Annotated in this window: 17 protein-coding genes; 5 read left to right on the top strand and 12 right to left on the bottom strand. The window is 44.6% G+C overall.

The genetic code is table 11. From position 1 onward, the window contains the following. Position 1 precedes the first annotated feature (1 nt). The 3 genes from BIZ39_RS00080 to BIZ39_RS00070 form a co-directional block, all read right to left on the bottom strand. Positions 2-634, bottom strand: coding sequence for an RNA polymerase sigma factor (locus tag BIZ39_RS00080; RefSeq protein WP_187446081.1), 633 nt, complete (start codon positions 632-634; stop codon positions 2-4). Between the two features lie 82 nt (positions 635-716). Continuing rightward, a complete protein-coding gene (locus BIZ39_RS00075; RefSeq protein ID WP_187446080.1) occupies positions 717-3,287 on the bottom strand; it encodes a TonB-dependent receptor plug domain-containing protein in 2,571 nt (856 codons plus the stop codon). Positions 3,288-3,620: 333 nt separating this feature from the next. Continuing rightward, on the bottom strand, positions 3,621-3,971 hold the full coding sequence (locus tag BIZ39_RS00070; RefSeq protein WP_014948765.1) for a Grx4 family monothiol glutaredoxin: 351 nt from the start codon (positions 3,969-3,971) through the stop codon (positions 3,621-3,623). Positions 3,972-4,320: 349 nt separating this feature from the next. On the opposite strand from BIZ39_RS00070, the gene sodB reads away from it, so the two are divergent. The 4 genes from sodB (at position 4,321) to BIZ39_RS00050 (ending at position 9,987) form a co-directional block, all read left to right on the top strand. Continuing rightward, positions 4,321-4,902 (top strand): superoxide dismutase [Fe], encoded by a 582-nt coding sequence (gene sodB, locus BIZ39_RS00065; protein WP_014948764.1) that lies wholly within the window; start codon positions 4,321-4,323, stop codon positions 4,900-4,902. Positions 4,903-5,143: 241 nt separating this feature from the next. After that, a complete protein-coding gene (locus BIZ39_RS00060) occupies positions 5,144-7,066 on the top strand; it encodes a PrkA family serine protein kinase (protein ID WP_187446079.1) in 1,923 nt (640 codons plus the stop codon). Positions 7,067-7,151: 85 nt separating this feature from the next. Next, positions 7,152-8,438 carry a YeaH/YhbH family protein gene (locus tag BIZ39_RS00055; protein ID WP_014948762.1) on the top strand — a complete coding sequence of 429 codons (1,287 nt, stop codon included), beginning with the start codon at positions 7,152-7,154 and terminating at the stop codon, positions 8,436-8,438. A gap of 1 nt (position 8,439) precedes the next feature. Next, positions 8,440-9,987: a SpoVR family protein gene (locus tag BIZ39_RS00050; RefSeq protein ID WP_014978686.1), complete on the top strand. Its 1,548-nt coding sequence runs from the start codon at positions 8,440-8,442 to the stop codon at positions 9,985-9,987. A gap of 28 nt (positions 9,988-10,015) precedes the next feature. Here the strand turns inward: BIZ39_RS00050 and BIZ39_RS00045 are convergent, their stop codons facing one another. From BIZ39_RS00045 to prmB, 3 genes are all read right to left on the bottom strand, one after another. Next, positions 10,016-11,233, bottom strand: a complete 1,218-nt coding sequence (locus tag BIZ39_RS00045) for an MFS transporter (protein ID WP_187446078.1) — start codon at positions 11,231-11,233, stop codon at positions 10,016-10,018. A 153-nt stretch (positions 11,234-11,386) separates the two neighbouring features. Further along, positions 11,387-12,484 carry a chorismate synthase gene (aroC, locus tag BIZ39_RS00040; protein WP_014948759.1) on the bottom strand — a complete coding sequence of 366 codons (1,098 nt, stop codon included), beginning with the start codon at positions 12,482-12,484 and terminating at the stop codon, positions 11,387-11,389. A 9-nt stretch (positions 12,485-12,493) separates the two neighbouring features. Continuing rightward, positions 12,494-13,429, bottom strand: a complete 936-nt coding sequence (prmB, locus tag BIZ39_RS00035; protein ID WP_061094557.1) for a 50S ribosomal protein L3 N(5)-glutamine methyltransferase — start codon at positions 13,427-13,429, stop codon at positions 12,494-12,496. A gap of 152 nt (positions 13,430-13,581) precedes the next feature. Here prmB and smrB point away from each other — a divergent pair, with 152 nt between their 5' ends. Further along, on the top strand, positions 13,582-14,232 hold the full coding sequence (gene smrB / locus BIZ39_RS00030; RefSeq protein WP_061094556.1) for an endonuclease SmrB: 651 nt from the start codon (positions 13,582-13,584) through the stop codon (positions 14,230-14,232). A 29-nt stretch (positions 14,233-14,261) separates the two neighbouring features. Here smrB and BIZ39_RS22110 read toward each other — a convergent pair whose 3' ends face one another. From BIZ39_RS22110 to BIZ39_RS00005, 6 genes are all read right to left on the bottom strand, one after another. Next, positions 14,262-14,387, bottom strand: coding sequence for a hypothetical protein (locus tag BIZ39_RS22110; protein ID WP_012517787.1), 126 nt, complete (start codon positions 14,385-14,387; stop codon positions 14,262-14,264). Between the two features lie 178 nt (positions 14,388-14,565). Beyond that, positions 14,566-14,979 carry a hypothetical protein gene (locus BIZ39_RS00025; RefSeq protein ID WP_187446077.1) on the bottom strand — a complete coding sequence of 138 codons (414 nt, stop codon included), beginning with the start codon at positions 14,977-14,979 and terminating at the stop codon, positions 14,566-14,568. A 98-nt stretch (positions 14,980-15,077) separates the two neighbouring features. Continuing rightward, positions 15,078-15,377 (bottom strand): hypothetical protein, encoded by a 300-nt coding sequence (locus BIZ39_RS00020; RefSeq protein ID WP_262385670.1) that lies wholly within the window; start codon positions 15,375-15,377, stop codon positions 15,078-15,080. 292 nt (positions 15,378-15,669) lie between these two features. Further along, on the bottom strand, positions 15,670-16,308 hold the full coding sequence (locus BIZ39_RS00015; protein ID WP_014948754.1) for a hypothetical protein: 639 nt from the start codon (positions 16,306-16,308) through the stop codon (positions 15,670-15,672). Between the two features lie 67 nt (positions 16,309-16,375). After that, entirely contained in the window at positions 16,376-17,974 is a 1,599-nt protein-coding gene (gene gshA, locus BIZ39_RS00010) for a glutamate--cysteine ligase (protein ID WP_187446076.1), read from the bottom strand. Positions 17,975-18,048: 74 nt separating this feature from the next. Then, a partial coding sequence (locus BIZ39_RS00005; protein WP_187446075.1) for a M16 family metallopeptidase occupies positions 18,049-19,969 on the bottom strand: 1,921 nt, incomplete at its 5' end.

Genomic DNA, 19,969 nt, shown 5'->3' with positions numbered 1-19,969 from the left:
GTTAACTACGGCTTATGTCCTGAGTCGCGTTAGCAGTGGCACGGGGGGATGCACTGTCCTTTGACAGCTCGGCTAAGTACCTAGAGCACATCATTAAACCTTTGGCGACATGCTTCTCAACGGTGCTTTCGCTTAGCCCCACAAGCTCTGCAATCTCTTTTTGTCGCATGCCATATACTTTTTTCAGCAAAAATACGCGTTTTACATCAGCAGACAATGTATCTGTCGCTCGGCAAAAATGAATAAAACGCTCTTTGCTTTCTACATTTTTTTCTAAACTGTGCCCTACAAGTTCATAAGGCAAAATATCCATGTCATCGAGCTGCTGCTTATTTTTGTTTTCAGCTTTCGCAACATGGTTCAGCGCTAGATTACGCGCTGTCTTGAGCATATAGGTACGCTCATACTGTATTTCTTGTTTTAACTCTGCTTCGTAGCTTTTAATAAAAGCTTCTTGCACGATGTCTTCAATGTCGTCGGCGCCAACAATAGAACCTACCGCACGCATTAGCTTTGAGCGGTATTTTAAAAAGGTTTCAGCTACTGTCGACTTTCTCGTCATAATGTTAAATGTTTTGTGTTTCGATTTGCTTACATTGGCATCAATCATGCCTGCTTTTTCGTTCTTTTTCACCTAATAAAATAAAAGGGGGCTAATGCCCCCTTAACTTTGAAACATTAAGTGAAAGTTTGGTTTATAGGTAATTGCTTACCTATTAAAAAGTGTAAACACCTCTTAGGTAGTAGAAGCCACCGTTAATACCAATTGGCGAGGTTGTTGGATACAACGAACCTGCGATTCCGGCATACTGTGTATTCTCATCAGGGTATTCATCAAAGGCATTTTTCGCACCTACAGTTACAGTAAGTTGCTCTGTGAAATTGTATGCTACTTCAAGGTCAACTGTAATTTCTGAACCTACGTTATCAATCGGAAGTGCAGAATCTAAGTGGTCTTCGAAAATGCTACCGTAATAGTTCATACGTGCAAGGAAACGCCAGTCGCCATTAGTGTGGTTAGCTGTTGCACTGTAACGTACCGCTGGAAGGTTATCTTCCAGCATGCGAATACGGAAATCAGAGATATTATCCGACGCGCGGTCAACTTCAGTAGATGTCCAGTTGTATGCAAGTGAGAACTTAGTTTCACCGCCCATCATATCCATCGAATAGTTTGCTACTACGTCTACACCTTCGGTGGTGGTGTCGAAGTCGTTAGTAAAGAAGCTGATTTCAGAGAAGCTAGACGCATCGTTGATACCTTGCTCAAGCAGCGTGGCAATGTCTTCTTCAGTCAGCGCAATACCAGAGGCAGTACTGATACGGTCAGTCAGTTCGATGTTGTAGTAGTCTGCGGTAATGAATAGACCATTATCGAAATCGGCTACCACACCAAACGTGATACTTTCTGACTCTTCAGGCGTTAACTGCTCACCACCTTTAAGTTGAGACACTGGATCTGTCGGAGGCAGTGTTGCACGGTCAATAAGTTCACCACCAGTACCAAACGCGGTAGTTACGTTACGCACGTTGCTTTGACCAAGGGTAGGTGCTTTAAAGCCTGTTGAGAACGCACCACGGAAAGCGATGTTCTCAAGTGCTTGCCAACGGAAAGCAATCTTACCTTTCGTTGTGTCACCGAAATCAGAGAAGTCTTCATAACGTAGCGCACCGGCTAACATGAAGTTTTCAGTAATATACGCTTCTGCGTCAATGTACAGTGCGATGTTGTTGCGGGACACACGACCTTGGCTATTGGCCGCCAAGCCAGGGAAACCATTTGAGCCAATGCCAAAGCCTTGTGTCGCCAGCGGACCTATTTCATAAGAGGCAGTATCACCTGCAAAGCTCTCATAACTTTCGTTGCGATATTGGAAACCAGTTGCCACGAATAGTGGTTCATATAAACCAACATCGAACGGCTTAGTGAAATCAATATCAAGGGTTTGCTCAGACTGCGTATAGCGACCTGGGCTAAATTCTGTAGGTGTTTCTGGACCTAAAGACGGGTTGATGGTGTTGCTAATAGCAAAGTCAACTTCGTTTTGGCCAAGGTTCAAGCTCACGTCATACGTGATATCGTGGTCAAGTTCGCCTTTCGTACCAAAGACAAGTGACATATCTGTAACCGTACCACCGAAACGAGGTGTGAAACCACCTGGCAGCATTTCGTTGAACGCCCAACAGTCAGGATTGTTCTGAACTTCGTTAATATAACGCGGGTTCTCTAGTACGTTATCACCAACTACGATGTCGGTTGGACAGTTACCTGACATATCACCGGTTAAATCACCAACAAGCAGTAGTTGCTCGCCATCGTCATTTGTACCACCATCGTTCACACCACCACGATTATGCGGATTACGGTAGTAGAAACCACCTTCAACTTCACGCTCGGCGTAGTTACCAAACATGTAAGCTTCTGAGGTAGCAGAAAGCTCAATACCTGCATTAGCGAAAAGTTTGATGTCGTGTTTGATTTCAGGTGAGCCCCAAATTTGCGCAGGATCTGCAACAAAGGTGTTCCCTGCCGCTATCAATGCAGCAGCATCGGCACGCTGTACACTTCGAGATGTGTCGTCTGCAGTGCGGTATTCAGCTGAAAGGTTAATAAAGCCTTTATCAGATAGCGGAAGACCTACGTTGCCCGACATCTGAATCATGTCGCCGTCGCCTTCGTAGTAAGAGCCGTAGCGAGCTTCAAATGAGCCGCCTTCTGATGCATCGTTAAGTACGAAGTTAATTACACCCGCAATCGCATCAGAACCGTATTGTGCTGCTGCACCATCACGAAGTACTTCCACTTGCTTTAATGCCGCTGCTGGGATAACAGAAATATCAGGACCTTGTGCACCGTCAGAAAGACCACCACCAAGGAAAGTGATAACCGCAGAACGGTGACGACGTTTACCATTTACAAGCACAAGCGTGTGGTCTGATGCCATACCGCGAAGGTTAGCAGGACGAACAAGCGTTGAAGCATCGTTGATTGGTTGGTCGTTTACGTTAAAAGACGGAACAACAGTCTGCATCATAGATACCATATCGGTGGCACCCTGCTGCTTAAACTCTTCGTCAGAAATAATATCAATTGGCACCGCTGAGTCAGCGACCGAGCGAGGCGCTGCACGTGAACCAACTACCGCAATTTGTTCAAAATCTTCGGCCTTAGCACTCTCTTCAGCTTCTTGCGCATAAACAGGTGCAACGGCCATTACTGAAAACGCAGCTGATGCAGCTAATACGCCGCGCACGTTTTTGGTCAATAAAGACAAGGTTGTATTCATGGTGGTTTCCCGGAGTTTCTCTAAGACACTTCAGCGTTTTAAACACATTTAAAAAATGCTCAGAGTAGTTGTTATTTTTTTACCTTCAACACTGACTCATTTGCGGTCAGATGATGTTTTTTATAGAACGCAAGATATTAAAAAACAAACCTTTTTCGACAAAATAAAAATATTTTTTCACTCCGTAGAGGATTTTAATTTCTGACCTGTCTATATAACTTTTACGGGAATAAAAGTGCGGGATTTTTGGCGGGTTTTAATAAAAAAAGCCGACTATAAGCCGGCTTTTAAATCGTTTTTACAAACCTAAAGATTTGTATATGGAAACAAGATTTACTCTGCTTCTTTGTACTTTGCAGCCGTTTCTTTAATAAGCGGTTGAAGCTCGTTTTGTTGGAACATTTCAATAATGATATCGCAACCGCCTACAAGCTCACCTTCAACCCATAGTTGCGGGAATGTCGGCCAGTTTGCATATTTTGGTAGTTCTGCGCGGATGTCTGGGTTTTGAAGAATATCTACATAAGCAAATGGTTCGCCACATGACATCAACGCTTGCGATGCTTGTGAAGAAAAGCCACAGCTAGGTAGTTTAGGAGAACCCTTCATATACAACAAAATTGGGTTTTCTTCGATTTGCTGCTTGATTCTATCTAGCGTTGATTGATTTTCAGTATTATCCATTTGATTCCTCTGAGCACAAAAGTGTATTCCCAGTTAGATGGGAATGCATGAATGATTTATCAAGGGAAAGGGTATCATAATTTTATGTTTAATTACCCATAGCTGAATTGATCTTTTCAACCTCTGGATCGTTATCTACCCATACATTGCAATACAAATTAGTGTCACATTTTAACTTTTGAAAAAAAATTCACATTTTTGTCATTGAGTTATAGGACTTTATCCCCACATTTGGGATATGCTTTAGCGTCTAAAGCAGTATATTGAACATAGAATTAATATGCACTTATTGAACAGGCGAAGATAAGTGGGCTTTAGACTACAATACTAAACCAACATGGAGACCGTCATGGCTTTTGAATTACCAGCATTACCATACGAACAAAATGCACTAGAACCGCATATTTCTGCTGAAACGCTTGAGTACCACTATGGCAAGCACCACGCTACTTATGTAACTAAGCTTAACGGCCTAGTTGAAGGTACTGACATGGAAAACAAAAGCCTAGAAGAAATCATCAAATCTTCTGACGGCGGTGTTTTCAATAACGCAGCGCAGGTATGGAACCACACGTTCTACTGGCACTGTCTAAGCCCGAATGGCGGCGGTGAGCCAACAGGCGCGCTAGCAGAAGCTATCAACGCGAAATGGGGCTCATTTGCAGACTTCCAAGCAGCATTTAACGATAAAGCGGTTAACAACTTCGGTTCAAGCTGGACGTGGTTAGTTAAAACTGCAGACGGCAGCCTAGATATCGTTAACACAAGCAACGCGCAAACGCCTATTTCTGGCGACGACCTTACGCCAGTGCTTACTGTTGACCTTTGGGAACACGCTTACTACATCGACTACCGCAATGCGCGTCCTAAGTACCTAGAAAATTTCTGGGCGCTGGTTAACTGGGAATTCGCAAGCAGCAACTTTGCATAAGCCAAAGACTGAAGCGTTAAGCGCCTTGCGCTCTTAACAGCGTAAAGTATCAGTTATAAAAAGCCCCGCTTCCAAGCGGGGCTTTTTTTATGCACTATTGTTCATTAAGTGACACTAAATTCTTATTAAAGTTGCATTTTTCATTAGACGAAAAGATTAAAAACTATACACAATAATTACTATCGTTTTCCCAAATACCTACTAAGCTGAAATTACGGGGTTCCGTATTTAAGGGGTATTCATGGGTATTTTTGAACACTATCAAAGTCGCTATGAAGAGCGAAAACAGGAAGAGTTCACCATTGGGGAGTTCCTTGAAATTTGTAAAGAGGATCAAACCGCTTATGCAAATGCAGCAGAACGTTTGCTACAAGCTATTGGTGAGCCTGAATTAATCGACACTGCCAACGACCCGGCACTTAGCCGCATTTTCTCAAACCGCGTTATTTCTCGTTATCCAGCTTTTTCAGAATTCTATGGCATGGAAGAGGCCATAGAACAAATCGTTTCTTACCTTAAACACGCCGCACAAGGTCTTGAAGAGAAGAAACAAATTCTCTATTTGCTCGGCCCAGTGGGTGGCGGTAAATCGTCTCTGGCAGAGAGACTTAAAGAACTGATGCAGCACGTACCTATTTACATGCTGAAAGGCTCGCCTGTTAACGACCATCCATTCTGTCTGTTTGATGTCAAAGAAGATGGCGACATTTTACAAAAAGAGTACGGCATTCCTAAGCGCTACTTAAAAACCATTATGTCGCCGTGGGCACGCAAACGCCTGCATGAATTCAATGGCGATATTACCCAGTTCAAGGTGGTTCGCGTTTATCCATCAGTGCTCGACCAGGTGGGTATCGCTAAAACCGAACCCGGTGACGAAAACAACCAAGATATTTCATCTTTGGTGGGCAAAGTTGATATTCGCTGCTTAGAACAATACGCACAAAACGACCCTGATGCTTACAGTTATTCAGGTTCACTATGTAAGGCCAATCAGGGCTTAATGGAATTCGTGGAGATGTTCAAAGCACCGATTAAGGTGCTGCATCCACTATTAACTGCTACACAAGAGGGTAACTACAACCCAACAGAGGGCTTCTCTGCCCTTCCCTTCGATGGGCTTATACTTGCGCACTCAAATGAGTCTGAGTGGCAATCGTTTAGAAACAATAAGAATAACGAAGCCTTCCTAGACCGTGTCTATATTGTAAAAGTTCCGTACTGTTTGCGAGTACGTGAAGAGATTAAGATCTACAAAAAGTTGCTAGACAGCAGCGAGCTTAACGGCGCGCCCTGTGCGCCAGACACGCTAGAGTGTTTAGCGCAGTTTACTGTGTTATCGCGCTTGAAAGAGCCAGAGAACTCCAGTCTACTTTCTAAAATGCGAGTGTATGATGGCGAGAGCCTGAAAGACACCGACCCGAAAGCCAAGTCTTATCAAGAGTACCGCGACTACGCCGGTGTCGATGAAGGCATGGAAGGGTTATCCACCCGCTTTGCATTTAAGATTCTCTCCAGGGTTTTTAACTTCGATCACCAAGAAGTGGCGGCAAACCCAGTCCATTTGTTTTATGTACTAGAGCGTCAAATTGAACGGGAGCAGTTCCCTCAAGAAACCGCTGATAAGTATTTGGAGTTTTTGAAAGGCTACCTCATTCCTCGCTACGTGGAATTCATTGGTAAAGAGATTCAAACGGCTTACTTAGAATCGTATTCTGAATATGGGCAAAACCTGTTTGACCGCTATGTAACCTATGCTGATTTCTGGATCCAAGACCAAGAGTATCGCGACCCAGAAACCGGACAGCTGTTCGACAGAGCGTCACTGAATGCTGAGTTAGAAAAAACAGAGAAGCCTGCGGGAATAAGTAATCCGAAAGACTTCCGTAACGAAATCGTCAACTTTGTTTTGAGAGCCCGTGCAAATAACGGCGGCAAAAACCCAGTATGGACCAGTTACGAGAAACTTCGCACCGTGATTGAGAAGAAAATGTTCTCTAACACGGAAGACTTACTGCCGGTTATTTCTTTCAACACCAAAGGCTCTGCAGAGGAGCAGAAAAAACACGACGACTTTGTAAATCGTATGACCGAGAAGGGATATACGCAAAAACAAGTTCGGTTGCTGTGTGAATGGTACCTGCGCGTACGTAAAGCGTCTTAGCGCTAAACGCATGTGGTGCTGAAGCGCGTGTAATGCGTGCTTCAGCACGGGTATTTGTAGTTCACAACAAGACAAGCAGGTGTGTATGGCGCATTTTATTGACCGAAGATTAAACAGCAAAGGTAAGAGTACGGTAAACCGCCAGCGCTTTATTAAGCGTTACAAACAGCAGATAAAGCGCGCTGTTTCTGATGCAGTGGGTAAACGTTCTGTTACCGATTTAGATTCTGGCGAGCAAATTAGCATTCCAGCCAGAGATATCTCTGAACCAATTTTTCATACCGGCCGCGGCGGCAGTAGAGATATTGTCCACCCTGGCAACGACCAATTCACAGCGGGTGATAAAATTGATAGACCGCCAGGTGGCGGTGGCAAGGGCGCAGGCGAAGGCGACGCTAGCAATGAAGGCGAAGGCCAAGATGAGTTCGTATTTTCTATATCCAAAGACGAATATTTAGACCTACTTTTTGAAGATTTAGCGCTTCCCAACTTAAAGAAAAATCAATTTGATAAAGTCACCCAATACGAAACTTATCGCGCAGGTTATCAGACCGATGGCGTGCCAAGTAATTTAGATATTGTTCGCTCACTCAAAGGCTCTGTGGCAAGGCGTATTGCCTTAAGCGGAAGTGATAGAAAGAAACTGAGAGAGCTTGAAGAAAAACTTGCACTGCTTATAGAAGACAAGCACGACAATACGTTAGCCATAAATGCATTAAAAGAAGAAATTGAAGCACTTAAAGCCAAAATAGCCCGAGTGCCTTTTATTGATACTTTCGATTTGCGCTTTAAGAACTATGACAAGCGTCCGCTTCCCTCAAGCAAAGCCGTAATGTTTTGCTTAATGGATGTATCTGGCTCTATGGACCAAGCCACCAAAGACATGGCTAAACGGTTTTATATCTTGCTGTATCTCTTTTTGACGCGAACCTACGAAAATGTAGACGTGGTGTACATTCGTCATCACACGCAAGCAAAGGAAGTAGACGAGCACGAGTTTTTCTACTCTCAAGAAACCGGCGGCACTATTGTTTCAAGTGCATTGAAGCTAATGGATGAAGTCGTTCGCGAGCGCTACAGCGATGGAAACTGGAATATCTATGCAGCACAAGCGTCAGATGGCGATAACTGGGCTGATGACTCGCCACAGTGTCGTGACTTGCTTACCGCTAAACTGCTACCCGCAACCCGTTACTATGCCTATATAGAGATAACCGAGAGGCAGCACCAAAGTTTGTGGCGAGAATACGAGAAAGTGGCCGCCACTCACGACAACTTTGTATGTAAGCACATACAAACACAGGCCGACATCTATCCTGTGTTCAGAGAGCTATTCAAACGCTCTGAACAAGATGCGCAGCAAGGAGCCTAATATGACAACCGACGCTATGGCAAAAGAAAACAGCAAGCCTGAAACATCAAAACGCCACTTATTAAGCGATGGGCCCGACTGGACGTTTCCACTTATCGAAGAGTATGAGCAACACATTGATCGCATCGCCAAAAAATTTAAGTTAGACACCTATCCCAATCAAATTGAGGTGATCACCGCAGAGCAGATGATGGATGCTTACGCCAGCATCGGCATGCCGCTTAACTACACGCACTGGAGCTTTGGCAAAAAGTTTATTCAAACTGAGCAACAATACCGTCGTGGACAAATGGGGCTGGCTTACGAAATCGTCATTAACTCTGACCCCTGCATTGCGTATTTAATGGAAGAGAACACCATTACCATGCAAGCGCTCGTTATGGCTCATGCGTGCTACGGTCACAACTCATTCTTCAAAGGCAACTACTTATTCAAAACCTGGACCGATGCCAGCTCTATCATCGACTACCTAGTATTTGCTAAAAACTACATTGCTAAATGCGAACAAAAATATGGATTTGACGAAGTCGAAAATATGCTCGACTCGTGCCACGCGCTAATGAATTACGGCGTTGACCGATACAAACGCCCGCAGAAAATTTCGTTACAGGAAGAGAAAAACAGACAAGAAGAGCGCGAGGCCTACCTGCAATCGCAAGTGAACGAGCTTTGGCGCACCCTGCCAAATAGCCCGCATAGCAAACACAAAGAAAAAATTCGTTTTCCACAAGAACCGCAAGAAAACCTGCTTTATTTTATTGAAAAAAACGCACCTTTACTTGAACCTTGGCAACGTGAAATTGTGCGTATTGTACGGAAAGTTTCGCAGTATTTTTATCCGCAAAAACAAACCCAAGTAATGAATGAAGGATGGGCCTGTTTTTGGCACTACCACATTCTAAATGAGATGTATGACGAGGGTTTGGTCAGCGACCGCTTCATGATGGAGTTTTTGCACAGTCATTCAAGCGTCGTTATGCAGCCAGAGTACAACAGCCCTTATTACTCTGGCATCAATCCGTATGCGTTAGGCTTTTCCATGTTCATGGATATTAAACGGGTGTGTCAGTCTCCCACTGAAGAAGACTATAAATATCTTCCAAGTATCGCAGGAAAAGACTGGCTTGAGACCGTGCATTTCGCCATGGAAAATTTTAAAGACGAAAGTTTTATCAGTCAGTTTTTATCGCCTAAAGTTATTCGCGACTTTAAGTTATTCGCCCTTGAAGATGACACCACCAAGCCCTTTATTGCGGTGAGCGCTATTCATGACGAAATGGGTTATCAAATTATTAAAGAGAAGCTGTCTGCTCAATACAATTTGAGTAATTTAGAACCCAACATTCAGGTACATAACGTTGATGTAAGAGGCGACCGTTCGCTTACTCTTCGCTATATTCCTCAGCGAGGAATTCCGCTAGGCGATTCAAAAGATGAAGTTATGCGCCACCTGCACAGGCTGTGGAAATTTGATGTACGTTTAGAGCAAGACAATGGTGATGATGGTATTGACGTGATATCAGAGTGTAAACGTGCACCGCAGGCGTAAGCCTGCGGTCAGCCATCAGAACAAGATTTTAAGCCGCCTTTGCACTTTCCATTTCTTTTCTGGAACACAGTAGCAGTGACAGTGCGCCTATTGCTGCAAAAACTGCTGCAGTAACGAACGTCTCATAGGCGTTAGTGCCTTGCTGCCACTGCTGCCCTGCCAAGTAGTTTCCAAATGCGCCACCTAATCCAAACGCTATACTGATGTATACCGCTTGCCCTCGGCTTTGATACGCCTTCGGCAGGAACTGGTGGATAAAATGCACCGATACTGCATGCGTTAAACCAAAGCTTAACGCATGAATAAGCTGACTCAACACAATCACCATAAAGGTATCTGCGAATGCCGCCATGACATACCAGCGAAGCCCTGTCAGTGCGATGCTCACAAACAATAAATTCCACACGCCAAACTGGCTAATCAGACGGCGGGCAATAAGAAATATCCCGACCTCGGCAAGTACCCCAAGCGCGATAAAGATGCCAGTTTGTTGGCCGCTGTAATCAAGGTCGCGCATGTAAAGTGCGAAAAATCCGTAATACGCACCAAAGCTAATTTGCAAGCACGCTGAAGCGAATATAAAGATGGCGAAAGGTTTTTGTTTGGCGTATTTCCAAATACTTCCCGCCGTAGACGTTTCAGGTGCAGCTTCTTTGGGTGCACGTATGAACAAGGTACTGATGAACAGTAACGCGAGTACGCCAATACTGGCGTGCACTGGCGTATCGGTAGAAAAAATATCTAGGGCCTTTCCTACACCGACCGTCAAACAAATGAAGCCAACGCTCCCCCATAGCCTTACCTGCCCATACGTGGCATTGGTTTTCGCCACCGTGTTCATCGTGATAACTTCAAGTTGAGGCAACACCGCTGTCCAGAACATCATCATTAACCCGAAAGCCAACGTAAGCCCCCAAAAACTGGTGAAGTAAAACACCGAACTGAAAGTTAGTACGGTGAGCAAGCAGCCTAAACGCATTACGCCAATGGCATTACCCGTTTTATCGGCCACGCCAGCCCACAGGCCTGGCCCTAAAATACGCGCTAGCGTTATAACAGCAAAAAGTTCACCGATTTCGGCAGAAGAAAATCCCCGCCCATCAAGGAAGATACCTAAATAAGGCACAAGCACGCCAAGCTGACCGAAGTAAAGCCAGTAGGTGATAGCAAGAATAAAGAGGCCGGTTTTGCTGCTTGCTGGGCTCGCCACAGTATTGTTGGCATCGTTTAGGCCATTTGGTGACAATTCACATCTCCATATGCAAAAACGCCACTAGCGCAGAACCGGCAGTGGCGAATGATAAAATTAATTAGCGCAACATGCGCTCATGCTGCGTGTATCTTTAATCCGCGTTAACGTCGCAGTCTTGGCATTGCGGTCTTGCGATTTAAAAAACTGCTATGCCTGACCCGCAATTGGTTTCGTGGTCGACTGCACACCGGCATTTTGCGCGCGGTGGCGTAGCAGATGATCCATCAATACCAGTGCCAGCATGGCTTCGGCAATAGGTACAGCACGGATACCCACACACGGGTCGTGACGACCTTTGGTGACGATATCGATTTCTTCATTGTCTTTATTGATAGTTTTACCGGGAACCGAAATACTTGAGGTCGGCTTAAGCGCCATGTGTACTTCAATATCCTGACCGGTAGAGATGCCGCCTAGCACGCCACCTGCATGATTAGATGTGAATCCTTCAGGAGTAAGCGTATCGCGGTGTTCACTGCCTTTTTGATTAATAACATCAAAACCATCACCAATTTCCACGCCTTTCACGGCGTTAATTCCCATCATGGCGTGGGCGATTTCAGCATCTAGCCTATCGAAAACAGGCTCGCCTAGGCCTACAGGCACATTCTTCGCAACAACCGATACTTTCGCGCCAATGCTGTCGCCTGACTTTTTAAGGTCTCGCATGTACTCGTCCAGCGCGTCTAGCTTAGACTCATCAGGACAGAAAAACGGGTTAGTGTTGGTTACGCTGTGATCAACCTTATCTACTGTTACCGGCCCAAGCTGAGACAAATAGCCTAATACTTCAATACCGTGCACTTCTTTAAGGTACTTTTTCGCAATACCACCTGCGGCTACGCGAATAGCCGTTTCACGTGCAGACGAACGACCACCACCGCGATAGTCACGGCTTCCGTACTTTTGATCGTAGGTATAGTCAGCGTGGCCTGGACGAAAGCGGTCCTTGATATTGCCGTAATCTTGGCTTCGCTGATCTTTATTTTTAATCAATAAACCAATACTGGTGCCAGTAGTTTTACCTTCAAATACGCCAGATAAAATTTGTACTTCATCGTCTTCTCTTCGCGCCGTAGTATAACGAGAGGTGCCGGGCTTACGTCTGTCTAAATCAACCTGAAGATCTTCTTCTGTGATCTCAAGTCCTGGAGGGCAACCGTCTACCACACCGCCAATTGCAATGCCGTGGCTTTCACCAAACGTGGTTACAGTGAAAAGTTTTCCGAAGCTGTTACCTGACATAATTAACTGTTAATCCTTACTACTAAAATACTGTACTAATGTGTTTTTCTGAATTGCGAAAATACCTGAACCGCCATTTTCGAACTCAAGCCAAATGACTTCTAAGCCAGGGAACCTTTCGCTCATGTGCACTTCGCTATTTCCAACTTCAACGAATAACCAGCCACCGTCATTAAGGTAAGTTGGCGCCTCTTTAAGCATGATATCAACCAGTTCCAGACCGTCTTCACCTGCGGCAAGGGCAAGCTCAGGCTCGTGGTGATACTCTTCAGGCAAGTCAGCCATGTCCTCTGCGTCAACATAAGGCGGATTAGACACGATAAGGTCGTATTTCTGCCCTTCTAAACTTGAAAACAGGTTAGACTGAATGGGATAAACACGGTGACTAAGACCATGCTCCTGAATATTGATATCGGCCACTTCCAATGCATCTGTGCTGATATCAACGGCATCTACCTGCGCCTCTGGGTATGCATGAGCAAGCGCAATAGCAATACACGCGCCGCCCGTGCACATATCAAGAATACTGTTAGGCGTAGATTCTACAAATGGCGCAAACTCTTTTTGAATAAGTTCAGCAAATGGAGAGCGAGGAATGAGCACTCGCTCGTCTACGTAGAACGGCATACCGCAGAACCAGGCTTCGTTTGTGATATAAGGCAATGGCATGCGAGTTTGCACGCGCTTTAAAACAAGCTCTGCAATCTTCTCTCGCTCGCTTTTCGTTAAGCGAGACGTCATTACGCTGTCCCCAACTTGTTCCAATATAGGGTGAGGCAAATGTAAGGCTTGCATAACTAGGCTTGTCGCTTCATCCCATGCATTGTCAGTACCATGACCAAAATACAAAGCCGCATCGTTAAAACGGCTGGTTGCCCATCGTGTCATATCTAACAGGGTATGCAGATCTTCAATGGCTTCTTCAAGGTAAAACTTATCGGTCATGGCGTTAGGGTACATCAAAAATTTTAAAGCTGGTATCATACCCAAACTTCATACCGATTCACATAATTAACTACGTACCGAATCTTTCTATTCGTTATAATTTAGGCATTTTGAATCGTTAAACTCGAGTGTATTTACCCAAGCTATTGTTGATGAAAACCTTTAAAAAAGAACTCAAAGCATTAAAGAAGCAACTTTCTGGACCTCATCGCCATAAAAGTCAGGCGAGTCAGGAAGGCGCCCGTAATGGAGATATGTCTACGAATACCGAGGAAGAGACCTTTTCATTTGCCGATGCAATGCAGGGAGTGACGCCTTTATCACAAGATAAAGTTGAGCCTGATAAGCAAGTTGAGTTATTTAAGAAGTCACAGCAGGTAAAAGGTAAACACCTAAAACACAGCAAGCAATTAGCGGCAAGCTTCGACTTTTCTGATATGTACCAGGCAGCGTTGCCGCAAGAAGGGCCTATGCGCTTTTGCCAAGAAGGTGAGTCTACGCATATTTTGAAGCAGCTGCGCCGTGGCGACTACTCGCCAGAAATGACGTTAGATTTACATGGCCTTACCCGAGAGATGGCAAAAGCCGAGCTTGCCGCACTTATTCACACGGCAAGAAAAGAACTGATAGATTGCGTGTGCGTAATGCATGGTTTTGGTCAGGGCGTGCTAAAAGCCGCCCTGCCCCATTACTTAGTTCAGCACCCACACGTACGTGCATTTCATCAAGCGCCCCTCGAATACGGTGGACAAGCAGCACTACTGGTACTCATCGACATACCGCTTCAAAACAACAAGCGTTAATTTGCGCCTGGACAGCCATACATGGTGACTTATTTGTCTTCATCTGCACTGTTGTGCATAAACAAATAAGTGTAATACATCATCATCGCTACAATAATGCCTATACCGAGTAGTGAGCCCCATACTACGGGGTCTTTCATCATAGTCCACAACATAAGTAATCTCCTCTTCAACTAAGTAAATAGTAGAAGAGGCGTTAGATAGAGGATGTGATCCAGATCAAATTCGATTCCTGGTGGTTAGCTGTCGGCCTAATTATTTGATCCAGGTCAACATACAGTTAATACGAATCCACATATTCGTCGCGCCATCACAATTGGGGCTTTGCCATACTTAGTTGTAACGATTGAATATGTTCAGGTCTCCCTCATAACCAAGCAACGCCTCCGCATTACGGCACAGCTGCTCCATCGACTCACTAACTTGTATATCAAAATTGGGGGGTGTTGCTCGAAGACTGTGTTGAAAGATTTTGGCGTTTACATGGTTCGCAAGCAAAAGAAACCCCAAACATCCATACGTTCGCAGAAAGGGAAGCCGTGAGCAAAGTTGAGATGCGGCAGTATGTGTAATCGTTAAACTTTTATCGGGTATAGATAGAATTACCCACTTATCAAGTTTCTGACCCTCTCTTGCGATATTCCTAAACCACCCGTCGACAACGCTATCGTAGTATACATTGCTTGGTATATCGAATAGAACATTGTTGACGTTGAAAAAACGGTATTGATGCTGACTACCTACCATGGCTACCTCCTGTTATGCCTTCATTCAATTGATAGAGTGGAGCACTGAGCAAAGATCAGTTTTAACAGGGCGAGTTCGCCTAGTTAGGGCTGTTATGGCTATCGTCTGGCATTATTGAACTGATTAACATTGTGGGCCTGCAGACAAGCAAGTACTTTTTCACTCAACCACAGTGTTGCCTGAGCAGTGTCGTCGAAGTATTCGAATGCTAGTGTTGAAGATTCATAAACACGAGACCAAAACTTCTTTTGCATTGCCACACCTTCTGGTTCATGAAGCACCACTGCCGTAGCAATTAGACCCAATGCTACGGCTTTACTAACAATTTCTTGCCCAGCGTTAGTAGCCTCCATGGGCGCAAGTGCCAGGCCATGCGCACTAAACTTGTCTATATCCATACGTTCCTCCACTTGAAAAGTATAGAACAAGATTAGGGCCAGATAAATTTGTTGCATATTGAGGCATAAAATTAATCAAAAAAATGTATTGCAAATCATTCTCATTTGCACTATCTTGTAAATGCCTGTTCGACGTTGGGTAAAAAACGGTCTTGGCTTAGCGTCGCTGAGGGATAGACGCCCGTCTATTCCTCAATTTTTTTCTTCAATATATTTTTCTACTTATTTTAATCAACGTTCATAGACGCATAAAAAAAGCGACAATAACGTCGCTTTTTCTCGCTTCTTTAATTTAGCTAAACAGCTTCATAAACCAACCTTTTTGAAGATCTTCCTCGCAGGTCTTAAGTTGCGTAGCGTAGCGCAGCGAGCGCGCTTTAACTTTTGACGCCACTTTCTTCAACCACGGCTTTCTATCATAGCTTCTGCGTTTGTACCCGCCCCATCCTTCGTGATAGTTAAGGTATTGCGCGTAGGCGTCCCATTTAGAAATACCGTTCACTTTTTGCGACTTGTAAATAAACCATCCCATAAAGTCGATAGCGTCCTCGAAATCATCACGATCCGCACCACTGTTATCTGTTTCTCTCATATAGTCAGACCAGGTAGGTGTTTTCGCTTGTGAATAGCCATAAGCCGAACTAACACGCCCCCAAGGGATAAGCCCGAAGAAAACGTAATCACGCGGTGGAAGCGCATCGTGGCGGAAGGAACTTTCTTGATACATCATGGCCATTGGAACATGTATAGGCACACCCCATTTATCGCGGGCATCAGCAGCTGCATCATACCAATCGTCCTTTTCGTAGAATATTTCGCACAAATTACTGATGTCTTTAGGAGGCGTAGTTGCACACCCAGCGATAAACAGCGGAAAAAGAACGATGAGTGTTGATAAAAAAACAACCAATTTTTTGAACTTTTGGTTCATAGCTTGTCTTAACTAATGTTCTAGTAAAATGTGTGTTTCCCTGGAACCCTTCGATGCCTGACCTATGTCAGGCATTTTTTTTTGCTGGGGCCTCAGCGAAATAATCACGAATAAATGTATCAAAGTCTTTCACATCAGCAGCTTCTATTTCTTTTTGAGCAGCAAACGACACGTCAGCTTGGGCAGCAAAACCAGCAGCATCCGTATCCGTGTATTCAAAAGACTTCATCTCAGCTTGATAAGCTTGTGCCAGTTCTAAGCCCAACACGCCATTATCTTTGTCGCTTTCTAGCAAAGTAGCAAGTAGTTTACCTGACGGTGTTAGCGCCGGATCCGCCACTTTTTCAGCCTCGACGTTCACCGCTTGTGTATAACGCGACGTATCATTGGCCAAGTCGAGTAATTCGGCCGCTTGCTCGAAGGACTTAAACAGCGAGGCACACCAGTTAGGTAGTGAAATATTTTCTCCGCCATTTTGCAGGAGCAAATCAGGGTTTCGCCCTTCTAACACCACTTTATTCATATTCTCTTTAGCTTCTTTAAGCTGCGCTTCGTCAAGTTCTGCACTTGGCATTAGTAAGCACGCCACTAAAAAAACATCTAAGAAATCGAATTGCGTCTGTGAAATACCAATTGCCGAAAATGGATTTACATCTAGAGCGCGCACTTCGATGTAGCTGATACCGCGTCTAACCAAAGCGTCTGTTGGCTTTTCCATTGACTGAGTGGGCTGCTTAGGGCGTATAGGCGAGTACAGTTCATTTTCAATTTGAATGATGTTGCGACTTAACTGTTGATAATTGCCCTCTTCGCCTGCAGCAAACTGGCTGAACCGGGATGACGGCGTATTCATCGCATCGCGCAGCAAGGTGACATAGTTGTCTAGCTTGTTGTAACAAATCTTAAGCGATGATTGCTCTGCACTTGTGTAGCCTAAATCACTCATGCGAAGTGATGTCGCGTATGGCAAGTATACCGTGCCCTTACCTACCTTTTTAAAAGGTAACGCATGCTCCTTTCCTTTTAAAAACGATCCACATAATGCAGGGGATGCACCATACAAATAAGGAATAAGCCAACACAACCTGCGGTAGTTGCGGATAAGCCCAAAATAATCGGCTGAAGTCTGCTCTTGAGAATGTTCTTTTCCGTTCAGTTCAGCCCATAGCTTCCAAAACGTTTCGGGAAGAGAAAAGTTGAAATGCACGCCGGCAATTGCCTGCATCATACTGCCGTAGCGGTTTTTCAGACCAATGCGATATACACGCTTCATCTTGCCCACATTTGACTCACCAAAATAGGCGATGGGAATGTGCGCTTCATCATCTATAAAGCATGGCATACTTAGCGGCCATATTTGCTCTTCACCAATATTATCAATAACGAATTTATGGATATCTTTTAACTGAGAAATCGTTTTGGCAGCACTGTTTTCTGGCGGCGTAATGAATTCAAGCAACGATTCAGAAAAGTCTGTGGTGATTGAATCATGGGTTAGCGCAGACCCCAGCGGTTTAGGATGGGGTGTTTGTGCCAACGTACCGTTCGGGTTTATACGCAGGGCTTCGCGCTCAACGCCTCGCCTAATATCTTTTAGCGCAGCGAGAAATTCGGGTGACTTAAGCGCAGCAATGCGCGCTTCAAAACGGGATGAGTCTACAGTCAAAATGGTGGTCCGTTATGTCAATATAGCCCCCTGTTATGGGGGGCAATAATGTAAATTCAACAAAAATCAATCTATCAGTTTAACGTTTCTCGGGTGGTACTCTCTACTGATAACTCGATAATTGGCATCGATAGCGCGTTTAACTGAGGCAAAATTTTAGCTTTATCGCCTACTACAATAATTTGCATCTTATCAAGATTCAAATATTGCTTTGCCAAGGTATCCATCGTTTTCTTATCAATATTGTTGATAATAGCAAGCTGCTCTTCACGATAACCTTTATCAAGACCATAGCTAAGCAATTGCCTTAAAAAGCGCGCTTTACTGGTAGGTGTTTCAAATTCAAGTGCGTCGCTTAACGTAAAGGCATTGCGCATGAACGCAATTTCTTCCTCGGTTACACCTTCAGTGCGGTAGCGATTAATCTCTTTTAAAATTTCAGCGATACCGTCACCTGTGTTAGCAGCAGTGAGGTCGGTACTTGCTTCAAACCAGCCAAGGGTTTTGCCACCAACGAAACCACTATTTGCTCCATAGGTAAAGCCTTTATCTTCTCGAAGGTTCAGATTTATGCGGCTATTAAATGCTCCTCCTAATGGGAAGTTCATAAGGCGAGACTTAAAGTGATCGCCTGTCGCATCAAAAGGTAAGCTTCTATCAACAATAAATACTACCGATTGAACCGCTTCTGGGCTATCTACTAAGAAGATTTGGTTTTCTTCGTACTTGGGAAAGTCGCTGTAATCAGCAAATTCATAGGTATTACCCTTCCACTGACCAATAAAGTCTAGTGTATTCACCATGTCTTTTTTCGGTAAGTTACCAACAACGACGATACTCGCTTTATCTGGCGAATAGTAATTGGCATAAAACGTTTTAACATCTTCCAACGTGATATTCTGCACAGTTTGCAGCGTGCCTTCATCCGGCAGGCTCACACGGTTCTCTTCACCAAACAAAACGAGGTCACGCGCGCGGCGGGCTAAGCTAGACGGCGTTTTCGCTTGTTGCTGCAAGCCTTGAACAACACGCTCTTTCATGCGGTCGAAATCTTCTTGAGTGAACGCAGGGTTGAACAGTTTTTCTTTTAACAGCGCTAAGGTTTCATCTAAATGCTTGGTTAAGGTAGAGACGTAAACTTGTGAGTATCTACCCGCAGTACTAAATCGGATAGCGCTACCCAGTTTTGCAAGTTCGCTGGCTAATTCTTCGTTGCTGTAATGCTTTGTAGTTTCATTCATAAGTAACGCGGTTAAGTAGGCCGTACCCGCTTTACCCTCAGGGTCTAGCAGCATGCCTCCATCCATACCTAATGTAAGCGTTACCGTTGGCGTTTCGGTGCTGGTTACGCCGAGTATTTCAATGCCGTTAGCAAGTTCAGACTCCCAATAATCAGGAACTTCCACAACCGGTGCATCACCGGCTTTCGGCATTACGCTTCTATCAAAGCTAGGGGCGGTATTGGTAGATAGGGCACTGGAAAAGGCTTCGTTATCAGACACATCTACCGTATCGATTTCAATATTTCTCACCGGACGTTCAAAGGTCTGCTCAGCCGCAGCAAGCTGAACCTGCTCTTTGGGCACCACGCTTAATACAACGCTATTGGCGTCTTTAATATATTTATTGTAAACACGCATAACGTCTTCAGCAGTTACGGCGTTATAGCGCGCAATATCTTCGGCAATCAAATCTGGCGTTTGGTAAAAGGTTTCGTTAGCAGCGAGGGCGGACACTTTGCCAGATACACTTTGTAAACCAAATACCGTACGCGCTTCAATTTGTCCTTTTGTACGCGCTAAATCATCTGCTGTTACACCACGTGTCTCAAACTCTTTTAGGGTTTCATTCAGTACGTTCTGAAGAGTAGAAAGTGAGGTGATTTTTGCAGGGTTAGCCAAAGCGAGTAGCTGAAATTCACAGGCAAGTTCGCGGCAAGGGTGAGACACCACGGCTTGCACCGCCATGCCTTCTTTCACTAGGTTTTTGTAAAAC

The organism is Alteromonas sp. BZK5, from assembly GCF_014349115.1.
Taxonomy (GTDB): domain Bacteria; phylum Pseudomonadota; class Gammaproteobacteria; order Enterobacterales; family Alteromonadaceae; genus Alteromonas; species Alteromonas macleodii.
This window is presented reverse-complemented; position numbering and strand designations above follow the sequence as displayed.